This window comes from Aeromicrobium sp. SORGH_AS_0981 (genome assembly GCF_031453195.1).
Classification (GTDB): Bacteria; Actinomycetota; Actinomycetes; order Propionibacteriales; family Nocardioidaceae; genus Aeromicrobium.
The window spans coordinates 837929-857107 of sequence record NZ_JAVIZD010000001.1; the positions used below are offsets into that span (position 1 = coordinate 837929).

Genomic DNA, 19179 nt, shown 5'->3' on the forward strand with positions numbered 1-19179 from the left:
ACCCGAGGGGTGGGAGGGCGTCGACGTCGCTGCGGCGGCTCAGCCGTTGCTGACGCGGATGGCGAGCTTGCCGTGGACGTGGCCCTCGCGGCTGCGCGCAAACGCGTCGGCGAGGTCCTCGAGGTCGTAGACGCCGTCGACCTCGACGCGGACGGTGCCGTCGTCGACCAGGCCGACGAGGCGGCCGAGGTCGTCGGCGTCGGGACGGACCCACAGCCAGAGGCCGCCGTGCTCGAGCACGTCGGGGTCGGCGATGGACGCGTGGCGCCCGTCGTCCTCCAGCACGGCGACGGTCTGCTCGACCACGCCGCCGACGAGGTCGAGCACCACCGAGACGCCGTCGGGCGCGAGCTCGCGGACCGCGTCGACGAGACCGTCGCCGTACTCGACGGGCTCGCCGCCGAGGTCGCGGATGCGGTCGTGCTGCGACGCGGACGCCGAGCCGATCACGCGGGCCCGGAAGGCGCGCGCGGCGAGCTGTACGGCGAAGGAGCCGACGCCACCGCCGGCGCCGTGCACGAGCACCGTGTCCTCAGGGCCGACCTCGAGCCGCTCGAGCGCCTGGAACGCCGTGAGTCCGGCGAGCGGCAGCGACGCCGCCTCCTCCCACGACAGGTCGCGCGGCTTCCGGGCGGCGGCGCGCACCGGGACGGTCGTGTACTCGGCGAAGGTGCCGCGGTGCACGTAGTCCTGGCGGTTGTAGGCGACGACCTCGTCACCGACCGCGAACTCGGGGGTGTCGATCCCGACGGCGGAGACGACGCCGGCGACGTCCCAGCCCGGGACCACCGGGAAGCGGACGTCCATCATCGCGTCGAGGCCGCCGCTCATCAGCTTCCAGTCGACCGGGTTGACCGAGGCGGCGCGCACCTCCACGAGGATCTCGCCCGGCCCGACCTTGGGGGTCGGCTGGTCGGTGAGCTCGAGGACGTCGTCGTCGCCGTACTGGGCATAGGTCATGGCACGCATGGAGATGTCAACGGACGCGACCGGTGGACCATTCCGCGACGTCTAGGCTCGAGGCATGGCCACCCCGGACTTCGTCCTCGCCCTCCGCGCCAAGATCGGCACGGACCCGCTCTGGCTCCCAGGGACGACGGCGGTGGTCACGCGCGGCGACGACGTGCTCATGGTGCGTCGCGCCGACACGGGCCAGTGGACGCCGGTCACGGGCATCATCGACCCCGGCGAGGAGCCGGCCGACGCCGCCGTGCGGGAGACGCTCGAGGAGGCCGACGTCGTGGCGCGGCCCGTGCGGCTCGCGTCGGTGGGCGTGACCGACGAGGTCGTCTACCCCAACGGCGACCGGACGCAGTTCGTCGACCTGACGTTCCGCCTGGAGTGGGTGTCGGGCGAGCCGCACCCCGCCGACGGCGAGAACACCGACGCCCGCTGGTTCCCCCGCGACGCGCTCCCGGAGATGACCGAGGAGATGCGGGGACGGGTCGACGCCGGCCTCTCCGACGAGCCCTCCGCCCGATTCGGGACGTCATCGCCCATCTGAGCGCGCCGTTCGGGCGATGACGTCCCGAATCGGGGGGACGTGGCCGGTCAGCCCTCGGCGGCGAGCGCGGTGGCGAAGCCGAGCATGACCACACCCGTCCCGCCGTCCACCCCGCGGCGGAAGCCGGGGCGCGCGATGCGCGACGCCGCACCCGAGGCCGCCAGGACGACCGCGAGCAGCACCACCGCGCCAACGACCACGAGCGTCAAGGCGTAGGCCGCGAGCACCGCGACCCCCTGGTCGCGCCCGACGAACTGCGGCAGCACGGCCAGGTTGAACGCCAGCACCTTCGGGTTCGTCACGTTGCAGACGAAGCCCTGCCGGAAGGCGGTACGGCGGCGGACCTGGGCACGACCGGAACCGACGGTCCAGGCCGACCCGTCGCGACGCAGCGCCGCGCGCAGGGCGCCGACGCCCAGCCACGTCAGGTAGACGACACCGGCCCAGCGGATGGTCTGGAACACCGGCTCCGACGCCGCGAGCACCGCACCGAGTCCCATCGCGGCCAGCAGACCCTGCAGCGCACCGGCCGTCGAGATGCCGGCAGCGGTGAACAGTCCACGAGGTCGTCCGCCGACCACGCTGGCGCGCAGGGTCAGGAAGGTGTCGGGGCCCGGCGCGACAGCGAGGAGCGCCGCGAAGGCCAGGAAGGAGAGGTAGGTCGCCACCCGAGGATCGTAGGCCTCGTGGCCGCTCGCGCGGACCCCTTCACGACCTCGCGCGACTCGCCTCACACGGGCCGCGCGGAACTCGACCCCATAGTCGTTCGTCCCTCACACGTACCGTCCACATACCTCGGGGGTTCCCATGTCCACCATCGCTCGCACGCTCGACCACCGCCGACACGCCACCGCGCAGGACCTCGGCCTCCTCATCGGGCGGGCGGTCGTCGGCGTCACGTTCGTGGTCCACGGCTGGCAGAAGTGGTCCGGCGGCATCGGCGGGACGCAGGACGGCTTCGCCGCGATGGGCGTGCCGCTGGCCGACGTGTCCGCGGTCGCGCTGGCCACGCTCGAGGTGGTCGGCGGGGCCCTGCTGGTGCTCGGCGCGCTGACGACCGTCGTCGCCCCGCTGCTCGGGCTCGGCATGCTCGGCGCGGCCTGGTACGCCCACCGCGACGCGTTCCTCGTCTCCGACGGCGGGTCGGAGTTCGTGCTCGTCCTCGCGGCCGTGGCGTTCCTGCTCGCGCTCGTCGGACCCGGCCGCTGGAGCGTCGACGCGCTCGCCGCGCGTGGCCGCCGCTGAGGGCTACGGTGGGAGGGACCGACCAGGAGGAAGCATGACCACGATCGTCGCCGGATACGTCCCGACCCCCGAGGGTGAGGCCGCGCTCGCATGGGCACTCGCTCAGGCCCAGCGCGATTCCGCGCGGCTCACGGTGGTCGCGACGCCGGGCGCCGACACGGCCGAGGCGATCTCCGAGGAGCAGCAGATCGACGCGCTGCAGGCGCGGCTGGCGGAGGCCGGCGTCGAGGGCGACGTCGTGCACTTCCGCGGCGCGGGCGGTGCCGCTGACTCGATCCTCGACCACGCGAAGGGCGACGACGTGTCGCTCGTCGTCATCGGCCAGCGCCGCCGCTCGCCCGTCGGCAAGCTGGTGCTCGGCAGCACCTCGCAGCGCATCCTCCTCGAGGCCGACGCGCCCGTCGTGGCCGTCAAGGCCTGACCCTGAGCGACGCGGGCCCCTCGGACGGCCCTGCCGAGGACGAGCACTACTTCGTCGTCAGGGGTCGACGCTGGCGCCGCACCGACCCCTGCCTGCCCGACGACGTCGTCGAGCGGCTGACGTCGCACCTGGGTCGCGGCCGCTCCGGCGTGCGCGTGGCGAAGAAGGCGGGCGACGACGACGCAGTGGCGGCCGCCCGGCACCGCGTCGGCCTGGCGAAGCACGGTCTCGGGGAGCGCGGACCCCGCTGGTGGGACGACGAGCCCGCCGCCCGCCTCGCCCGAGCCCGCGAGGCGCTCGACGAGCTGGACGCGCTCGACGACTGACCGAGGGCGGTGTCCGAGGCACCGTGGCGGGTCGTCGCGGGACGGCTCACTGTCACCCCGTCTGCTGGTCCTCGACGGTCTTGTCCACGCGTCAAGTCATACGTATGATCTCTCGTCGACGACGAGGATGCCTCCGACGCGGGAGCTGACCGAGGTCTCGCTGAGCCGTCACGACGTCGAGAGGAGGCTCGCATGACCAGCCAGATCGCGGTCCTGCAACGAGCGCACGTCCCCCGCCTCCTGACGAGTGGACTCATCGGACGGATTCCGAGCGCGATCGCTGCGCTGGCGGCGACCCTCGTCATGCGCGACGCGGGACTACCGTTCGACCGCGTGGGCGCTGCGGTCGGGCTCTTCGCGCTCGGGCTGGCCGTCGGTGGACCCACGCTGGGACGCTGGGTGGATCGACGCGGACAACCACGCGTCCTCGTCGTCTCGTCCCTCGTCGCCGCCGTGGGCTTCCTGACGGTCGACGCCGTGGACGACCACTGGCAGCTGATCTGCGTCGCGATGTTCGTCGCCGGCTTCGCGACGCCACCTCTCGAGCCCTGCCTCCGCGCCCTCTGGCCGGACCTGGTCGACGACGACCAGCTCGACGCGGCCCTCAGTCTCGACGCGGCGGCCCAGGAGATCGTCTTCATCGTCGGCCCCCTCATGGTCGCGGTCAGCACGGCCGTCGTAGGCCCGTCGGCCGCCCTGTGGCTCGCCGCCGCGCTGGGGGTCGCCGGCGCGCTGGTGTTCGCGCGCTCCGAGCCGTCCCGGCTCTGGCGACCGCAGCCCGGCGAGCGGCACTGGTTCGGACCCCTGAACAGCGTCGGCCTCGTGCTGCTGTTCTCGACGCTCTTCTTCTCGGGGGCGGCGATCGGTGCCCTCACCATCACGGCCGTCTCCTACGCCGAGGACACCCGCTCCCCCGGCGGCGCGGGCCTCCTCCTGGCCGTCAACGCCGTCGGCGCGCTCGCCGGGGCCCTGATCTACGGGTCCCTGCGCTGGACCATGCCGCACCCCCGACGCCTGGTCGTGTGCTGCGTCGGCATGTGCGCCACCTATCTCACCCTCGTCACGATCCCGAGCCCCCCGGGGATGTTCGCAGCGATGTTCGCGACTGGAGTCTTCCTAGCCCCGCTGCTGGCAGTGTCGTTCTCGATGGTCGGCCGCCTCTGCGATCCCGTGCACGTCACGGAGGCCTTCGCCTGGCTCGTCACGCTGTTCACGATGGGCAACGCGGTGGGCTCGCCGCTGGCCGGCCTGGCCGCCGACGGCGGCCTCTCGGGCTCCGCCTGGGTCGCAGCCGGCACGACAGCCGTCGGTCTGCTGGTCGCCGTCGCGTCCCTACGACGGTGGATGACTGCCGAGGAACGCACGTGACTGCGCGCCCGTCGCCCGAGGCGCGAGCTCAGCCGACGCGGACTCGCGTGACCGAGCCTCGGATCACGATGCGCGGCGGCGCCACGGCCGCGACGGGTGCCGCCGTGTCGAGGACCGCGCGCACCCCGCCCGCGCCGAGGTCCTCCGCCGGGAAGGAGATGGTGCTCAGCGGCGGGTCGAGGAGGCGCGCCGTCGGCGAGTCGTCCATGCCGAGCACGCCGACGTCGCCCGGGATGCTCAGCCCTCGCGCGCGGGCCGCGTGGTAGACACCCGCAGCGATGACGTCGTCGTCGCAGAGGATGACCGTCGGAGGGTCGGGAAGGTCGAGCAGGAATCCCGCTGCCGCGGCACTGCCGCTCACGCCCTGCTCCAGGTCGACCGGCGCACGGACCACGTCGAGGTCCTGCGCCGCCACGTCGAAGGCGAGCTGCCGCGCCCGGAAGGTGTGGGAGGCGATCGATGACTCGAGCCGACCGACGCGCACGTGTCCCAGTCGGCGGGCGTGGGACACCAGGAGGTTCATGCCCTCGGCGACGTCGAGGGTGATGACGCGCTCGACCCCGCTCGTGTGCGGGTCGGCGTCGACGAGGACCACCGGCGTCGCGCCGAGGTCGCCGCGGAGCATGCCGTCGGTCGGCGAGCACAGGATGGCACCGTCGAACCGAGCGCCGGCGACCGCCTCCGAGACCTGACGTCCTGACCATCCGGAGGCGAGGACCACGGAGGCGCCCGCCTCCTCGGCCGCCCGCTGCGCGCCGTGCAGGACGCGAGCGAAGAAGGTGGAGCGGACGTCCGGGACGGCCAGCAGGAGCAGTCCGGTGCGGCCCAGCCGGAGGGCTCGTCCCGCACGTTGCGGTCGGTATCCGAGCTCGTCGGCGATCTGGACGATGCGCGCACGGGTCGCCGCGGAGACACGCGTGGACGACGGGTCGGAGAGGGCCAGCGAGACCGTCGCCTGGGAGACGCCGGCCCGTGCGGCGACGTCGTGCCCCGTGGGACGGGCGGGCCTCTCGGGCGACTCGGACATCGCTGCATCCTCTCGTCATTCCACCTGTCGGTCCAGCAGCGGGGCCCCTCCCCCGACGTTATACGTTTGACCTCATGCGGCGCGCGTTCGTCTTCGACCTCGACGGGACCCTGCTCGACTCCGATGGCCAGCTGTCCGCGGCGACCGTCGAGGCACTGCGAGAGGAGAGGGCGCGGGGGTCGCTCCTCGCGGTCGCGACAGCGAGACCGCTGCGGCTCGCGCGGTCAGCGCTCGGGCGCCACGTCGGGCTCGTCGACGCGCTCATCGTGTCCAACGGTGCCGCGACGCACGAGGGCCCCTCGAGCACGCTGGTCGACGAGGCACCTCTGCCCGCCCGCCGCGTCGCCCACGTGCTCTCCCGCTCACGTCGCCTGTGGCCCGGCTGCGGGATCGGGTGGGAGCGCGGGGACGGCTTCTTCCACGATCCGTCCTTCGCGGGCATCGCGACCCAGCGCAGCATCACCCGCTTCCTCGACCACCCCCCGGCGGACGGGCCGACGGGACCGATCCACCAGCTGGTGATCGCCACGACGACCCCGCACAGCTCTGCGGACCTGCAGCGGCTGAGGTCCCACCTCGGCCGCCGCACCTCGGTCACCGACTCGGCCGGCGGCGTGATCGAGGTGTCGTCGCGCCGCGCCGACAAGGCGATGGCGATGCTGCGTTGGGCGAGCAGGCACGGTGTCGGCGCACCACGGATCACGGCCTTCGGCGACGGGCTCAACGACATCGGCATGCTGCGCTCGGCCGGGACGTCGGTGGCCATGGGGAACGCGGCGGCCGAGGTCGCGGCCGCCGCCACTCACCGAGCCCTTGCCCACGACCAGGACGGCGTCGCCCAGTTCCTGCAGTCGCTACGTCGATGAGTCCGGCGTCGTCGCCTCGCGCGTCTCAGCCCCCGACCGCACGGGGCGACGCCGAGCCGACCTGAGCGAGGACGCGGACGAGTCGTTGGCCGGTGGTCGCGTCGGTCGATCCACCGAGGACGGCGGCGTGGACGCCGCGGACCCCGGCGACGATCCCGACCGCGAGGTGGTCAGGGTCGTCGTCCGGGCCGAGCTGGCCGAGCCGCTGCGCCTCGTGCAGGAGCCGCGCGACCACGTCGACGAACAGCAGGTGCCAGCGGCCGGTGTCGACGACCTCGCGCGGGAGGCCGACGTCGCAGAACAGCACGTGGGCGCCCTGGACGGCGTAGACGCATCGCGCCGCGACCACCAGGAGCTCCTCCAGCTGCTCCAGGGGCTCCGGGCTGAGGTGGCGAGGCGTCTCCTGCGCGATCCGCTCGATGATCTCGGTCGCGGCCGCGTCGACGGCGGCGCCGAAGACGTCCTGCTTGGTGTCGAAGCGCTGGTAGGCGGACCGCACGGAGACCCCGGCGCGGCCCGCCAGCATCTTCATGGTGACGGCCGCGTACTCGTGCTCGCGCAGGAGCTGCTGGGCGCTGCGCACCAGCCGGCTCGACACGTCCTCGTGACCGTCGGGACGCTGCTCGGCGCGGCTCCCGATGAGCTCTCCCGCCCACCGGTAGATCGTGGCGGGGTGGACGTCGAGCTCGGTCGCGACCTGCTCGGGTCCCACGCCCTCGTCGAAGGCGCGGACGACCGCGGCGCGACGTCGTGCGACGTCGAAGCGGGACGGTCGGCTCACGGGCTCAGCATAGGGACGCCGCCGACGGTGACCGTCGCCCGTCAGACGGGGAAGGCGAGACCCACCGCCTGCTCGGAGGCCGACCAGAGACGCTCGGCGAGCTCCTCGTCGCGCGCGCGGGACGGCATGCGCACGAGGACCGGGCGACCGCGGGTGTGGCCCGGCCACGACGGTCCGACGTAGTCGCCCGACGCGAGCGTGGTGTCGAGGGCGGCGCGCAGGATCGGCTGCGCACCGGCGTGCGCGCTCTGGAGCCCGGGTCGGATCGCACGGGTGAGGAGCCAGCCGAGGACCGGGTGGCCCATCGCCATGCCGGTCTGGGTGATCTCGGTCGCCGCGAGGCCCGGGTGGGCGGCCACGGCCGTCCGCGCGCTCCCGCCAGACGACAGGCGTCGCGCGAGCTCGCGCGTGAACAGCAGGTTGGCGAGCTTGGACTCCGCGTAGGCGCGCCAGCGGCGGTCGCGGCGTCGGGCGCCGGGCGACGTCCACGTGTCGAGGTCGAGGCGGCGCGCGCTCGCGGCGGCGACGGAGCTCACGGTGACCACACGACCCGTGGGCGTCAGGTGCGGGAGCAGGTGCGCGGTCCACGCGAAGTGGCCGAGGTGGTTGGTGCCCATCTGCAGCGGTAGGCCGTCGGCCGTGGGCACGTCGGGGGCGAGCATGATGCCGGCGTTGTTGACGACGACGTCGATCGACGGCGTCCGCTCGCGCACCTCCTGGGCTCCGCGGGCCAGCGACCCGAGGTCGGCGAGGTCCGCCTCGACCAGGTGCAGACGTTCCTGCGAGGCACCGGAGGTCAGCCGGTCGAGCAGGTCGGCGCCGCGGCGGAGGTCGCGCACGGTCATGTAGACCTCGGCCCCACGGTCCGCCAGCGAACGTGCCACGTGGAAGCCGAGGCCGCCGGTGGCACCGGTCAGCACGACGCGTGTGCCGGCGACGTCCGGCGGAGGTGTCCAGGTCATACGACGGGACGGTAGAGCAGATCTGCGAGTTTTGCGAATGACGTCTGCATCGTGCATAGTTCGCATCAAGGAGCCCGCGGCCGAGGCCGCCAGAGGTGAAGGGTGGACGCTCATGTCGGACCTGATCGTCGTGACGAGCGCTGCGGGCGGGGTCGGTCGACCGCTCGTCGAGCGCCTCGCCGCCGCGGGCGAGCACGTTCGCGCCTTCGTCAAGAACGACCAGCAGGCGGGCGTCGCGCGTCGGGCGGGCGCCGCCGAGGTCGTCGTCGGCGACCTGCGCGACGCGTCCGCCCTGACCGACGCGCTGCGCGGCGCGGGTCGCGCGTACCACGCGGCCCCGACGCAGATCATCGACGAGCAGCCGCTGCTCGACGCCTTCATCGACGCGGCGACGAGCGGCGACCTGCGGCACCTCGTGTTCCACTCGGTGGTCCACCCCGACCTGCACGTCCTCCCGCACCACCACCAGAAGGACGTCGCCGAGCAGCGGTTGAAGGAGTCCGGGATCCCGGTCACCGTGCTGCGGCCGTCGCACTACATGCAGAACTACCTCGAGCTGTGGGACTTCATCCGGGTCGGCTCCATGCCCTACCCGGTGAGCACGCAGAGCGTCATGGGCGTGGTCGACGTCGAGGACGTGGCCGAGGCGGCCGTGCGGGTGCTGCGCGACCCGTCAGGTCACGTCGGGCAGACGTACGACCTGTCGGCGCAGGAGCTGACGCGGGAGGAGATGGCGGCCGCGTGGTCGGAGGTCGTGGGTCATCGCGTCACGGCGGTGCGGATCCCGCCGGCGTCGATCACGAACCCGCTGCGGTCGGTGCACGTCCTCCCCCGCCTGGTCGCCGCACTGCCGTCGCCGCGGGCGACGTCGGCGGTGCGTCTGCTCAAGGCGCTCGACGGTGCGCGGAACGTCCGGGGCATCAACACCTGGAGCCGGGATGCCGTCGACACGTACCGGATCATGATGAGCCACTACGACCAGCACGGCCTGCCGGCCGGCGACCTCTCCCACCTGCCGACCCTGCTCGACCGAGCACCGACGTCGTACGCGCAGTTCGCGCGTCGCGAGGCCGCGCGCCGCGGCATCTGAGGGGAGGGTCGGGCGATGGGTCGCGAGGTCGAGTGGGAGAGCAGCGAGCGCACGGTGCAGGTGGGCGGGGCGGACCTGCGGCTGGTCGACGTCGGCGACCCGGACGCCGAGCGGGTCGTCGTGCTGCTGCACGGCATCGCGGCCAGCTGGCGCTGGTTCACGCCCGTCATCCCGGCGCTGTCCGAACGGGCACGCGTGCTCGCGGTCGACCTTCCGGGGTTCGGGCGCTCGGCGATGCCGCCCGGCGGGCTGACGTTCGACGGCATGGCTGCCGCGGTCGACGAGCTGGCGGACCGGCTGGGGCTGGGGGTCGTCGACGTCGTGGGCCACTCGATGGGGTCGATCGTCGGCACCCGACTCGCCGTCGACCACCCGCAGCGGGTCCGGCGTCTCGTGCTCACCGGAGGTCCGGTGCTCGCCCTGACGGACCTCCCGCGGCACCCGTTCCGCACTCTGACCAGCGAGCCGCGCGCCGTGACCACCCTCGTCAAGCAGCTCGCGACCATCGGGCTCCCGCTGCCGGCGGCGGCGGCCAGCGTCGTCGCGGAGTCGGCGCTCGTGCGACGCGTCCTCATGCGCGGCTACGTCGCGCGCCCCGCGGACCTGCCGCCCGACGTCGTCCGCGACGTGATGCGCGAGCTGGGCGCCCGCGGGTCGCTGCCGGCGCTGCTGTCGGCGTTCAGGAGCGACCCGTCCGCCGGGCTCGAGCGCATCTGCGCGCCGACACTCATCGTCCGCGGCGCCGAGGACCCCCTCTCCACCGCCCGCGACGTCGAGCGCTTCGCCCGCACCGTCCCCGACGTCCGCGTCGTCACCCTCGACGGCGTCGGGCACTGGCCGCAGATCGAGGCGCCGGAGAGGTTCGCGCGCGAGGTGGTGGGGTTCCTCGACGAGGAATGAACCGTGAGATCCGCCCCGCGCGCGGCTGCCGCGGTGACGTGCTCGGCTCCAGGACTGAGGGTCCTTCAACGTCCACGCGGCGAGGCAGGCGCTCGCTCGGCGCGGAGACACCGTCAGCGCTCACCTGTCTCAGTTCCCGGCTGACCCGAACGCAACACCAGGCAGTCCGACGTGCGCCCACCGGCGCGACTCGGCCTCGAGCCGTGCACGATCCCCAGCCAGCACCACGTGAAAGGCGACGGGAGGCCGATCCCACCACGCACCGACCTCGACGGGCTGGGCCCACTGACTGGCTGCCGACGCCAGCGAATGCGCGAACCACTCGAACGCAGCGTCGCTCTCCTCCGCCAACAACTCAGCCGGCTCGACGATCACGACGACGTAGCCGTTGCCGCGTGGAAGCCCTTCGAGGTCTGCGATGCACTCGTCGAACGCGTCGAGATTCTCGCCGAAGTAGGTGGGGAACTGGAGCGCGGCCGCGAACTCATCGAACAGTCCCTGAAGAGTCCGGGCCTTCCTCCCTCGAACAACGCGGGCGGCAAGACCACCCTCGAGCCACGCCGCCACGGTCGAACTGACCGAGTCCGCCTCGCTCTCGAGAAGATAGGGCCGGAGTGTGGCGTCGACCTTGGTCAGGGACATGGGATCCATCGTCTGGCCGGCTTTCGTCTCGTCTCGTCGGGAGGCTGACGTCGTCGTCGCCCGTGCCGCGGCGCTCCAGGAGGAGGTCGCCGATGCACGGCGCGCATCAGTGCGCTCGGAAGGTCGCGAGAAATCGTGCGCGGTCTGCCGGGGCTAAGGGGATCTTGAAGTCGGGCTCGGTGAACCAGTCCAGCGCTTCCTGCGCGGACACCCAGGCGACGTCACTCGCCGCAGGAGGCTCCCACGGTCGCTCCGTCGCGACCACGCCGACATCCCACGACCGCTCGGCCCAGACCGCCCACCGGTGGGAACTGCCCCACATCGCGACGATGTCCGCCGACTCGAAGATCGAGCCGGTCGGGTCATCGTCCGGCTCGTGGCTGAGCGCGTCCCAGAACCTCTCCTCCAGGTCGGCTGCGGCGATCCTGAAGGCGGGATAACCGCCGTAGTGCAGTCGGTAGGAGGTCGGCGAGGGATCTCGCGCGACGCAGGAGACCTGGTCGTCCCCGAACGCCTGCACGAGGTCGGACAGGTCAGAGCCGAAGCGTCCGGAGAGGACCGCGTCGAACTGACCCAGACGGAAGTTCGTGAGTCGACCGGCGAACGGTGAGTGCGGCAGCGTCCGGGCGCCCGGGGCGACGGACGCGCGATCGTCCTCGAAGGCGGCGAACGCGTCGCCGTCCCGCGGGAAGAGGTCGAAGCCGGTCATCGCTCGCAGACTAGTAGCGGCTCCGGACGTCGCGTCGTCCGTTCTCTGGGCGCGTCGCTCACCTCCGGATGATCATCCCAGGATCGATCCCTCGTGCGCTCAAGTCCGTCGCGACCCTGTCGACGAATCGCCTGCAGCACCGGACGACGTCGGCGAGCTCGACTGGCCGGCTGGTGGCGTCAGGCTCGAGGACCGACCCGAACGTCCAGCCCGAGGCAGTGCGTCGGATGAAGACGGTGCCCCGCTCCTCGAACGACATCGAGTCGAACTCGAAGTCCTCGCCCTCAACCCGCGGCAGCCATGACAGCAGGCTTCGCGCGAGCTCCACGACAGGGAACGCCGGCTCGTCGAAGATCACGGCGTCGTTCTCCAGCATCTGGAGGTGGGCGTCGAGGGCGATCAGGTAGTCCGCCTGCGTGGTCCCCCTCAGCTCGTCCGCGCAGAGCCGGTCGTACGTGAGCTGCATGCTCCTCCTCGTCGCTGGCACGGGCCCCTGGTCATCCTGTCCCCAGCCGTGTTCACCACGCCAGCACGACCCGGGCTCAGCCGATCATGCGTCCACCTCTCACCCGGCCCGTCGCGAGCTCGACCGCGACGTCGCGTGGCTCGTCATCGTCCGGATCCGCCACCCCTCGGACCCACCCGCCGTCGGCCTCGTCCAGGCGGATGCAGTCGACGGCGAGGCGTGGGGTCGTCCAGAGCACGCCGCGCCCGCCGACGGCCGTGATGGCCCACGGGCTCAGGAGGAGCAGCACCTGCTCGCGCGGCAGTGCTTCCGCACTCACGACAGGCCCTGTGGTCGCGATCTCCTCGAAGCTCGCGGGTTCGAGCACGTCGCCGAGGAACGCGGCGCCCCGCTCCACGATGCACAGACCCGCTGGATCGGGAGTGCCGAGCAGCGCACTCAGAGCAGGGCGGCCGGGGTCGGGCGCCGCGAACGTCCCGGTCCACACCTGCCCGCCCCGCGGTTGCACCGTCACCACCCTGGACCGCGACCCAGAGCCCTCGGCAGCACAGGTGACGTCGGGTGGACCCGTCGGCAGGTCAGCCGTCGTGGCATCGAAGGTGGAGACGAACCGGCCGTGATTGATCATGAGTGCCCGTTCCGCGCCGTCCGATCGCTTTTCGCGACTCTCTCATCCCGTGGCCACGCGTCGGCTCACGTCGGATCGGTGTCGACGTACTGATGGACAGACAGCACCGCGCCCGCCGCCGCGAGCCACCTGATGGCTGCGGAGTCCAGGTTCAAGCCGGTGTCCTAAGGCCGCTCGGCGAGCTCCTGGTGGACGATGAGCACGACCTCGCGCCCTGTCGCGGCGAGCTTCGCTGCTCGTTCGGCCATCGCCATGCCCAGCGATGCGATCGCCGTCGCCAACCCCCCGGTGCCTGCATGAGTGTCACGTGGCAGCCGCAGTTCCATCGACCACGAGGTCCAGTCCCTTGTCCATGTGGAAGAGGGCGCGACAGATCCGCGTTCGAAGCCTCGATCGGGCTCGCGCGTCATGGCGGCACTGATCTCGTCGAGCGTCAGGTCGCGGCTCTCGATGGCAAGAGATGCCTTGATCATGGGCTCGATCTTCCCAGGACGGAGCCGCACGTCAGGCTCACAAGGCTCAGTTCGCGATCAAAGGCGTGGCCACTGAATGTCGTCTCCAACAAGGCCTCCCGCGCCCCACGCTTCTCCCGATCGGTGTTCGAGGGTCGTGCGAACTCCCGCGTCGCGAGCGAGATGTTGTTCCTGCCGCACTACCCGTCGCGCAGAAGGCGATCACCATCCACGCGCCACGCATGCTCGCCGTCCGCCGCGTCACGGACGAGCAGAACCTCGCCCTCCCATCTGGCGACGTCGATCACCGTCAGCCCGGAGTCCGCCGAAGTGGGCAGCTCGACCAGCTCCCGAGCCGACCAGACGTAGCCGACGTCACCGCAGGCACCGAACGACACCGTTCGCCACCCCGCAACGGTCGTCGACCATTCATACCGACTGTCCACCGTCACCGTCAGCACCGCCAACCGGGCGGCGCCATCCCCCGACAGGCGCACGTCGTAGACACGATCGCCGAGGATGAAGGTCATGGCGTTCACGGTGACACTCGTGCCTCGGCGAACTTGCCGATGAAGTCTGCGCCGGGACCGGCGCAGCTTTTGCGAACCTCACGGGCGCGGCGGGTTCCAGTGCTCTCCCGTGGCTCGCGCCTCGTCCTCAGCCGCGCCAATGCTGTCCAGGAACCGCTCCGCGTCCTCTCGGAACATGCCCAGGATGTTGCGGAAGTCGTGATCTTCCATCGCGACCCCGTACAGCGCATGCGTCAGCAGCAAGTACACGAAGATGTACTCGTCCTTCGTCAGGTCGAGTTCGACACCATCACTTCTGAATCTCGCCATCATGGCTGTCACCGTCCCACCGCGTTCTCTCGAGAGGAGCCTCGTGAGTCGAGTCCGACCCGGACGCGAAGTCTGACGATCTTCGGGGGCGGTTCCACAAGATCTTCACGAAGTACTCGACACCATCTCGCGTGACCTCATTCAGTCGCGCGGCCTCGGCGTCCGCCTCGGCGAGGTCGGTGAACCACCTCATCAGATCGACGCACTGAGCAGGTGTAGCACCGTCGTAGTGCCTGTACCGAACGACGACGGCCAGTTCCTGCCCCTCAACCGCCATGAGCATTGCTCCCCATCAACTCGTCCCCCGTCCTCGGATCTCAAGTATCGCCGGTCGGACCGAACGAGACAGCGGCGTCAGGTGGCAGAGATTCTGCCTTCCTCGTTGTATGGATCTGCATCCGAGACTGGCCTCCGTCTCCCTTGGCCTCCCGGGCGGGGGGCGTCACGTCTCTCGAAGCTCGCTCCACCGGGTGCGCAGGTGCCGTGACCGGCGGAACAAGACTAGAGCTTGATCAGTGCCTCGGAGGCCAGCTCCCGCACCCGCGCCCACTCCGGGGACTCACGCAACGAGTCGACGTGCCAGAAGTCCTTGTGAACCGAACCGCTCCACTCTCCGAGCACAGCATCCAGTGCTTCGACAGCCCGGCGAGCCTCAGCCGTGACCCAGCCGGCTCGTTCGAACTGCGGCAGCAAGAGCACACCGCTCTCGAGCTCGAGTGCGAGCTCATCGGCGTACAGAGGAGCGCCCAGACCCAGCGACTCGAGCCAGGCGATCTGAGCGTCGGCCGGCATCGCCAGCAGAGCGACACTCCGCACGAACGTCGCGAGAGTACGAGGGTGGAGGTCCGTCATCGCGAGACCGTACCGTGCCAGCGATCCCGCGACGATGCTGCTGATCGTGGCGCAGCCGCATCTCCAACGTCCAGCAGAACCTCAGGGCTCGGGCGAATCGACGTACCCCTCAAGGATCACCTCACGGCCGCGTCCGGCAGCCACGTCCCGGATGGCTCGGACCGCGCGGTCGGTTGCCGTGTCGAGACGAAGCATGAGACTCAGGTTCCCCTTCTGAAGGGCACTGGCAGTGACCGAGCGACCGTCCACCGTCGTGAAGCGTGCACCCTCGTAGGTCGACTCGATCCGGGCGAGGTCTTCGACCGGCAGACGGACGGTGCGGCGCCAGGTCCTGATCACCACCGTCGCCTCGTCGAGCGACGCTTTGGGCCACCAGATGACCCACAGGAGCGCTGCTGTCATCGGTGTGACGACGAGCGCGACGGACCACCCACCGCTGGCCGCCACGACCGTGCAGAAAAGACTCATGACCACGCCGAGCGTGACGATGACGAGCCACCGCCATCGCCCGAAGGTTCGCCACTCCATTGCGTCATCCGCCTTCTCTCGACCGTCGAGGCGCGACCAGCGAGACCGTCGGGAAGAGCGCTCTCCGTCGTGAGCGCGGCAGTCCGCCTGGAAGCAGCATCGGACGGCGACCGTCATGGACGTCAGCTCCTTCGCTCGCGATGCTAACCAGCACTGTCAGTCGGTGCGGATACCCGTGACCTCAGCCACGCGCCCGGGAATCTCCTCGTCCGAACGGACGCAGACTTTTGGGAAGGTCACGTGCGTCCCGTCCCGGAGGGTGAAGACTGCCCGTGGAGTGTCCGGCGAGTAGAGGGCCTCGAACGACGTGTTGTACGTGTACCAACCTTCCGCGAGAGCGACGACGTCTCGAATGAGGACGGATGCCACCTTCTCGTCGCCCCGCCAAGCCTCGACACGATCCTGGAAGAACCGGTACTCGACCGGCAGGATGCGGCGACGTATGTACACGTGGACCGCCAGGAGGTACGCGCCGATGACGAGGGTTGCTGCTGTCAGACCGTAGACCTGACCGGACCGCAGCGGGCTGCCGTCCTCGTTGCCCGCCACCATCAGGAGCAGGGGGACGAAGGGGATCCATCCGCGACTCTTGAGCCAGAACCTTGGGTAGCTCGGGTCTCCGCGAAGCACGAGCATCATGCGCTCCTCATGCATCGAACGGCCGCGCGGGTACCGGCGGCCGATACGACGCGCACGGGCTCAGGCTCTGCCATGGCAGCCGATCGCGACGCGCACGCCACACGTGACGAGCCAAAACACGTACACGAACGGCCCAGGTCGTCGAACCGACCACTCCATCAGTACCCCTGACTCATGAAGAAGGCTCGCGACCCAGTATGCCCGCATCGTGTCGCTGCGATGACTGCAGGAACTCCCCGCCGGTGCAGTCGACGCCTGCTTGGTGCACTGACGCGCGCTTCTGCTGCCACAACCACCTGGGCGGACGGTTCACGTCATCCGAACCAGCTCACCACTCCGATGGCGACGATGAGTGCGACCTGAGACGCGCGGCCCCATTGCAGGTCTCGTGCGCTCTGAGCCTCCCGGTCGGGCCAGCCGTCGACCATGACGAGAGCCGGCCTCGCGCCCGTCACCACCGTCACGACCACCAGCACCACAGCCGCATCGCGCAGCGCCTGAGCGGCATCAGCGTTTCTCGTGATCGCGCCACTGAGGCGCAGCGCGGGATACACACCGAGCCACGACAACGCCGGCAGCCAACGATCCTCATGACGCCACACTCGGTCCTGCCAGGTCCGAACGACAAGAAGAGTGGTGAGGAGGACGACGAGTCCTAGCTCGAGCATGCGCGATCCCTTCACCCCACACCATGGCCGAGGCCGTACCCGGTCACGCGAATGTAGCCACGACGCGAGTGTCCTCTTCCACCGGCGAGGCTCTCAGCACGCCGCCACCCAGCCGGCCCACGGCACTCCGCCGCTCCGAGATGGCCTCTCAAGCGCCTCTCAGCTGGCCCGACCTTCCCCAGGCGGCGGCGTCTGTCTGCCGGCTGGACGAGCTTCAACTCGCATGCTCGAGTTGCCGGCACGCCGCCTCATACTGGACCCTTCGCGCCAAGTCGAGCTCCCGTCTGAAGGGGCGCCAGTGCGCGCCCGCTGCCTCGGCGTCGGACCGCTTCCACGCCTCGTCGCCCGCGGCGAGCGCGGCTCTCCGCCCTAGCCCGTGACGACCTTGACCAAGCTCGTCGCGAGGACGTCCGCCAGCGCCACGAACATCGCTCCCGACGAACGCGGACCCCAAGACGAATCCCTGCGGCCCCACCTCGCCGCGCTCGACCAGCTCGACCCCAACGAACGCAACAGCATCCGCGCCCGCATCGAATGCGCCCTCCTCCGCCACCAAGCACGGCGACTCGCCGAGACCAGCTGATCGGACGGTTAGCGGGAATTCTCGACGAAGCGGCCTAGAAAACCGACGACTCGTTCCAAGCCGGGCTCATCGGCCTGGGGTTCGCTCCACGGTCGCCAGGCTCGGAAGATCGTGCCCGCATTGGATCGCGACAGGGCGCTCTGGTTCAGGCCCGACAACAACTGCTCCTCTTCGGCCACTGCACGCGAGCCAAGTTGAGGTGCCCAGAACCATGTCGTCGGCCAGAGCCTTGAGCGCTGGCTCCCCACCAAAGCGGCCGGCGTCGGGAAGGTTGCCTCGATCCCGATCGCTCCGTACTGAGCCTTGGTCGGCCCGACCAGGGCGAGCAGCAACCTCTCCATCCAACCCATGAGGCGCTTCGCGGATTGCCGGTCGGACTTGGACCAGAGCTCGACCGGCATGGACAAGGGTCCAGCGTGGATCGCGACTTCAAGCGGATGCGGTTCACCAAACTCGCCGGCCGACGAGAGACCCAGCGCAACAATGCCGATGCTCCGGTGACGGAACTGGATCCGAAGAACGTCGCGTCGCACCAGCAGGTCGCGCGGCGAACCGCTCGGCCGGATCACCTCGCGCTCGACATCGCTCACGCCTCGGAACCACTCGTGTTCGCGCGCGACCAGGACCTCGCCAGCGAACGCACAGCCCTGGCCGTTGAGCACGTCCCAAGCCAGTCCGAGCGCCTCCCACGAATCCAACGCGGGCGCGACGAATGCTGACAGGTGGGGCGGGTCTGGATACAGATCTGTCATCACTGCCCCAGCAGTCGCAGCATCGCGCTGCGCTGATCGTTCTTCGGGACGAACGCGGTGACCAGGTCACCGCTCCCGCGGTCGAACTGCGCCACGAAGTACTTGCCGTCAGTTCGGGCGATGTGCGCGTCGGTCAACGTGCTGCCAGAGCTCCACAGGCCCCTCCGAGCTGCCCGCAACCACGACCACCACCCACGATGCCAGAACGCCGAGGTCCAGCAGGGCATCACGGGATTGAAGAAGGTCCGGATACGCATCAGTTGAAAATCTCGCCCACCGTGTCGTTCGCCTCGGGAGTGTGCTCAGTCGCGCCATAGAGTGCGACGACTTCGCCGAGTCTACGAATCATCAGAGAGGCGCCGTGCCGTGTCGGCCAAACGCCATACGCTGGCGTGGATGCGTCCGCGGTGATTCCGTCAGTTCGGTCGACATCGCAGCCAGATGCACCTGTTGAACGGCCACCCGCTCTCTTCCTCAGGGCTGGAACGCCACGCCGAGTAGACCACGTCGAAACCTTCCGGCGCTCGTGGATGTTCGAACACCCTCCGGTACTCCACGCTCTCTTCCTCACGCAACCAACGCACGCGTTCAAGCAGATAGAGGCCCGGGACCTCGTGGCCGGGACCGTTCCGCCACGCGCGGTCGAGAAGCTCTCCCAGGTCGGGAACGGCCGTCGGAATCCGCTCATCTTCGAGCGGCGGCAAGGGAACGCACGCAGCGACCTCGAGCACAGAGTGCGCCTCATCGAGCACGGAGCGCACAGCGCGGACACAGTCCACCGCCAACGGAACTGCCGCAGCGGGCAACTGCTCGTCAGTCAGCTCGTCGATATCAACCTGCTCGAAAGTGGATCCGCGAGCCAGCGACCGACGGGCCCAATCGGCAGCAGCCGTAGTCCAGTCGCTCATAGGTTCCATCCGTTCGCCATCAG

General features: G+C 70.5%; 28 protein-coding genes. 9 read left to right on the plus strand and 19 right to left on the minus strand.

Annotated features, from left to right (window positions below):
* Window positions 1–39: 39 nt before the first annotated feature.
* Window positions 40–960 (minus strand): NADP-dependent oxidoreductase, encoded by a 921-nt coding sequence (locus tag QE370_RS04310; protein ID WP_253021434.1) that lies wholly within the window; start codon window positions 958–960, stop codon window positions 40–42.
* A gap of 64 nt (window positions 961–1024) precedes the next feature.
* On the opposite strand from QE370_RS04310, the gene QE370_RS04315 reads away from it, so the two are divergent.
* Entirely contained in the window at window positions 1025–1504 is a 480-nt protein-coding gene (locus QE370_RS04315; protein ID WP_253021435.1) for an NUDIX domain-containing protein, read from the plus strand.
* Window positions 1505–1551: 47 nt separating this feature from the next.
* Here QE370_RS04315 and QE370_RS04320 read toward each other — a convergent pair whose 3' ends face one another.
* Window positions 1552–2172 (minus strand): LysE family transporter, encoded by a 621-nt coding sequence (locus QE370_RS04320; protein ID WP_253021436.1) that lies wholly within the window; start codon window positions 2170–2172, stop codon window positions 1552–1554.
* A 139-nt stretch (window positions 2173–2311) separates the two neighbouring features.
* On the opposite strand from QE370_RS04320, the gene QE370_RS04325 reads away from it, so the two are divergent.
* The 4 genes from QE370_RS04325 (at window position 2312) to QE370_RS04340 (ending at window position 4864) form a co-directional block, all read left to right on the plus strand.
* The gene (locus tag QE370_RS04325; protein ID WP_253021437.1) at window positions 2312–2749 is read left to right on the plus strand and encodes a DoxX family protein; all 438 of its coding nucleotides are present in this window, start codon (window positions 2312–2314) and stop codon (window positions 2747–2749) included.
* Window positions 2750–2783: 34 nt separating this feature from the next.
* Window positions 2784–3170 carry a universal stress protein gene (locus QE370_RS04330; RefSeq protein ID WP_067860848.1) on the plus strand — a complete coding sequence of 129 codons (387 nt, stop codon included), beginning with the start codon at window positions 2784–2786 and terminating at the stop codon, window positions 3168–3170.
* Window positions 3171–3325: 155 nt separating this feature from the next.
* Window positions 3326–3496, plus strand: coding sequence for a hypothetical protein (locus QE370_RS04335; RefSeq protein WP_202967686.1), 171 nt, complete (start codon window positions 3326–3328; stop codon window positions 3494–3496).
* 192 nt (window positions 3497–3688) lie between these two features.
* Window positions 3689–4864 carry an MFS transporter gene (locus QE370_RS04340; protein ID WP_253021438.1) on the plus strand — a complete coding sequence of 392 codons (1176 nt, stop codon included), beginning with the start codon at window positions 3689–3691 and terminating at the stop codon, window positions 4862–4864.
* A gap of 28 nt (window positions 4865–4892) precedes the next feature.
* Here QE370_RS04340 and QE370_RS04345 read toward each other — a convergent pair whose 3' ends face one another.
* The gene (locus QE370_RS04345) at window positions 4893–5891 is read right to left on the minus strand and encodes a LacI family DNA-binding transcriptional regulator (protein WP_253021439.1); all 999 of its coding nucleotides are present in this window, start codon (window positions 5889–5891) and stop codon (window positions 4893–4895) included.
* Window positions 5892–5965: 74 nt separating this feature from the next.
* Between QE370_RS04345 and QE370_RS04350 the strand changes: the two genes are divergently transcribed.
* A complete protein-coding gene (locus QE370_RS04350; protein WP_253021440.1) occupies window positions 5966–6757 on the plus strand; it encodes an HAD-IIB family hydrolase in 792 nt (263 codons plus the stop codon).
* Between the two features lie 25 nt (window positions 6758–6782).
* Here QE370_RS04350 and QE370_RS04355 read toward each other — a convergent pair whose 3' ends face one another.
* Window positions 6783–7538 carry a helix-turn-helix domain-containing protein gene (locus QE370_RS04355; RefSeq protein WP_309633565.1) on the minus strand — a complete coding sequence of 252 codons (756 nt, stop codon included), beginning with the start codon at window positions 7536–7538 and terminating at the stop codon, window positions 6783–6785.
* 41 nt (window positions 7539–7579) lie between these two features.
* Window positions 7580–8500 (minus strand): oxidoreductase, encoded by a 921-nt coding sequence (locus QE370_RS04360; protein ID WP_253021442.1) that lies wholly within the window; start codon window positions 8498–8500, stop codon window positions 7580–7582.
* 112 nt (window positions 8501–8612) lie between these two features.
* On the opposite strand from QE370_RS04360, the gene QE370_RS04365 reads away from it, so the two are divergent.
* Together QE370_RS04365 and QE370_RS04370 are read left to right on the plus strand one after the other, a co-directional pair.
* Window positions 8613–9590, plus strand: coding sequence for an SDR family oxidoreductase (locus QE370_RS04365; protein WP_253021443.1), 978 nt, complete (start codon window positions 8613–8615; stop codon window positions 9588–9590).
* 15 nt (window positions 9591–9605) lie between these two features.
* Window positions 9606–10490: an alpha/beta hydrolase gene (locus QE370_RS04370; protein WP_309633566.1), complete on the plus strand. Its 885-nt coding sequence runs from the start codon at window positions 9606–9608 to the stop codon at window positions 10488–10490.
* 129 nt (window positions 10491–10619) lie between these two features.
* On the opposite strand, the gene QE370_RS04375 is transcribed toward QE370_RS04370, so the two are convergent.
* From QE370_RS04375 to QE370_RS04425, 11 genes are all read right to left on the minus strand, one after another.
* Window positions 10620–11132, minus strand: a complete 513-nt coding sequence (locus QE370_RS04375; protein WP_309633567.1) for a barstar family protein — start codon at window positions 11130–11132, stop codon at window positions 10620–10622.
* A 106-nt stretch (window positions 11133–11238) separates the two neighbouring features.
* Window positions 11239–11841 carry a hypothetical protein gene (locus QE370_RS04380; RefSeq protein ID WP_309633568.1) on the minus strand — a complete coding sequence of 201 codons (603 nt, stop codon included), beginning with the start codon at window positions 11839–11841 and terminating at the stop codon, window positions 11239–11241.
* Between the two features lie 58 nt (window positions 11842–11899).
* Entirely contained in the window at window positions 11900–12307 is a 408-nt protein-coding gene (locus QE370_RS04385; protein WP_309633569.1) for a hypothetical protein, read from the minus strand.
* Window positions 12308–12383: 76 nt separating this feature from the next.
* Window positions 12384–12626, minus strand: coding sequence for a hypothetical protein (locus QE370_RS04390; protein ID WP_309633570.1), 243 nt, complete (start codon window positions 12624–12626; stop codon window positions 12384–12386).
* 473 nt (window positions 12627–13099) lie between these two features.
* A complete protein-coding gene (locus QE370_RS04395; RefSeq protein ID WP_309633571.1) occupies window positions 13100–13408 on the minus strand; it encodes a hypothetical protein in 309 nt (102 codons plus the stop codon).
* 179 nt (window positions 13409–13587) lie between these two features.
* Entirely contained in the window at window positions 13588–13917 is a 330-nt protein-coding gene (locus QE370_RS04400; protein ID WP_309633572.1) for a hypothetical protein, read from the minus strand.
* Between the two features lie 78 nt (window positions 13918–13995).
* Window positions 13996–14229, minus strand: a complete 234-nt coding sequence (locus QE370_RS04405) for a hypothetical protein (RefSeq protein WP_309633573.1) — start codon at window positions 14227–14229, stop codon at window positions 13996–13998.
* Between the two features lie 498 nt (window positions 14230–14727).
* Window positions 14728–15078: a hypothetical protein gene (locus QE370_RS04410; RefSeq protein WP_309633574.1), complete on the minus strand. Its 351-nt coding sequence runs from the start codon at window positions 15076–15078 to the stop codon at window positions 14728–14730.
* An 81-nt stretch (window positions 15079–15159) separates the two neighbouring features.
* Window positions 15160–15606, minus strand: a complete 447-nt coding sequence (locus tag QE370_RS04415; RefSeq protein WP_309633575.1) for a PH domain-containing protein — start codon at window positions 15604–15606, stop codon at window positions 15160–15162.
* Between the two features lie 156 nt (window positions 15607–15762).
* Window positions 15763–16245, minus strand: a complete 483-nt coding sequence (locus QE370_RS04420) for a hypothetical protein (protein WP_309633576.1) — start codon at window positions 16243–16245, stop codon at window positions 15763–15765.
* Between the two features lie 314 nt (window positions 16246–16559).
* Entirely contained in the window at window positions 16560–16913 is a 354-nt protein-coding gene (locus QE370_RS04425) for a hypothetical protein (RefSeq protein ID WP_309633577.1), read from the minus strand.
* Between the two features lie 376 nt (window positions 16914–17289).
* Between QE370_RS04425 and QE370_RS04430 the strand changes: the two genes are divergently transcribed.
* Window positions 17290–17496, plus strand: a complete 207-nt coding sequence (locus QE370_RS04430; protein ID WP_309633578.1) for a hypothetical protein — start codon at window positions 17290–17292, stop codon at window positions 17494–17496.
* An 8-nt stretch (window positions 17497–17504) separates the two neighbouring features.
* Here the strand turns inward: QE370_RS04430 and QE370_RS04435 are convergent, their stop codons facing one another.
* The 3 genes from QE370_RS04435 to QE370_RS04445 all read right to left on the minus strand — a co-directional run bounded on the left by QE370_RS04435 (window position 17505) and on the right by QE370_RS04445 (window position 19156).
* A complete protein-coding gene (locus QE370_RS04435) occupies window positions 17505–18158 on the minus strand; it encodes a hypothetical protein (protein ID WP_309633579.1) in 654 nt (217 codons plus the stop codon).
* Between the two features lie 89 nt (window positions 18159–18247).
* Window positions 18248–18505: a hypothetical protein gene (locus tag QE370_RS04440; RefSeq protein WP_253021458.1), complete on the minus strand. Its 258-nt coding sequence runs from the start codon at window positions 18503–18505 to the stop codon at window positions 18248–18250.
* 159 nt (window positions 18506–18664) lie between these two features.
* Window positions 18665–19156 carry a hypothetical protein gene (locus QE370_RS04445; RefSeq protein ID WP_309633580.1) on the minus strand — a complete coding sequence of 164 codons (492 nt, stop codon included), beginning with the start codon at window positions 19154–19156 and terminating at the stop codon, window positions 18665–18667.
* Between the last annotated feature and the right edge of the window lie 23 nt (window positions 19157–19179).